Here is a 1,520-nt window from a genome sequence, read left to right as displayed (position 1 = left end):
CTTCAGGCCGGGAATCAGGCCTGAAGGATATTCATTCCGGTTGATCCTGCCGGAGGCCATTGCTATTGGGATCCGATTTAGCCATGCTAGTCGCACGAGTTCAGACTCGTGGCGAATAGCTCAGTAACACGTGGCCAAACTACCCTTCGGAACACAATACCCTCGGGAAACTGAGGCTAATAGTGTATACCGTACCACCACTGGAATGAGTGGTATGCCAAACGCTCCGGCGCCGAAGGATGTGGCTGCGGCCGATTAGGTAGACGGTGGGGTAACGGCCCACCGTGCCAATAATCGGTATGGGTCATGAGAGTGAGAACCCAGAGACGGAATCTGAGACAAGATTCCGGGCCCTACGGGGCGCAGCAGGCGCGAAACCTTTACACTGCACGACAGTGCGATAGGGGGATCCCAAGTGCACAGGCATAGCGCCTGTGCTTTTCGGTACCGTAAGGTGGTACCAGAATAAGGGCTGGGCAAGACCGGTGCCAGCCGCCGCGGTAATACCGGCAGCCCAAGTGATGGCCGATCTTATTGGGCCTAAAGCGTCCGTAGCTGGCCGCGCAAGTCCATCGGGAAATCCACCTGCTCAACAGGTGGGCGCCCGGTAGAAACTGCGTGGCTTGGGACCGGAAGGCGCGACGGGTACGTCCGGGGTAGGAGTGAAATCCCGTAATCCTGGACGGACCGCCGATGGCGAAAGCACGTCGCGAGAACGGATCCGACAGTGAGGGACGAAAGCCAGGGTCTCGAACCGGATTAGATACCCGGGTAGTCCTGGCCGTAAACAATGCCTGCTAGGTGTGGCTCCCACTACGAGTGGGTGCTGTGCCGTAGGGAAGCCGCTAAGCAGGCCGCCTGGGAAGTACGTCCGCAAGGATGAAACTTAAAGGAATTGGCGGGGGAGCACTACAACCGGAGGAGCCTGCGGTTTAATTGGACTCAACGCCGGACATCTCACCAGCATCGACTGTGGTAATGACGATCAGGTTGATGACCTTATCCGAGCCTCAGAGAGGAGGTGCATGGCCGCCGTCAGCTCGTACCGTGAGGCGTCCTGTTAAGTCAGGCAACGAGCGAGACCCGCATCCTTACTTGCCAGCAGTACCGCGAGGTAGCTGGGGACAGTAGGGAGACCGCCGTGGCTAACACGGAGGAAGGAACGGGCAACGGTAGGTCAGTATGCCCCGAATGTGCTGGGCAACACGCGGGCTACAATGGTCGAGACAAAGGGTTCCAACTCCGAAAGGAGACGGTAATCTCAGAAACTCGATCGTAGTTCGGATTGTGGGCTGCAACTCGCCCACATGAAGCTGGATTCGGTAGTAATCGCGTGTCACAAGCGCGCGGTGAATACGTCCCTGCTCCTTGCACACACCGCCCGTCAAAGCACCCGAGTGAGGTCCGGATGAGGCGTCCCACGGACGTCGAATCTGGGCTTCGCAAGGGGGCTTAAGTCGTAACAAGGTAGCCGTAGGGGAATCTGCGGCTGGATCACCTCCACCGACCCGAGACCTCCC

Annotated in this window: 1 rRNA gene; it reads left to right on the top strand. The window is 58.5% G+C overall.

The features are described from left to right. Nucleotides 1–33: 33 nt before the first annotated feature. Nucleotides 34–1,503 (top strand): 16S ribosomal RNA (locus J2744_RS15255). Nucleotides 1,504–1,520: the final 17 nt, after the last annotated feature.

It is taken from the genome of Halorubrum trapanicum (assembly GCF_017873555.1).
GTDB lineage: Archaea > Halobacteriota > Halobacteria > Halobacteriales > Haloferacaceae > Halorubrum > Halorubrum trapanicum.
This window is presented reverse-complemented; position numbering and strand designations above follow the sequence as displayed.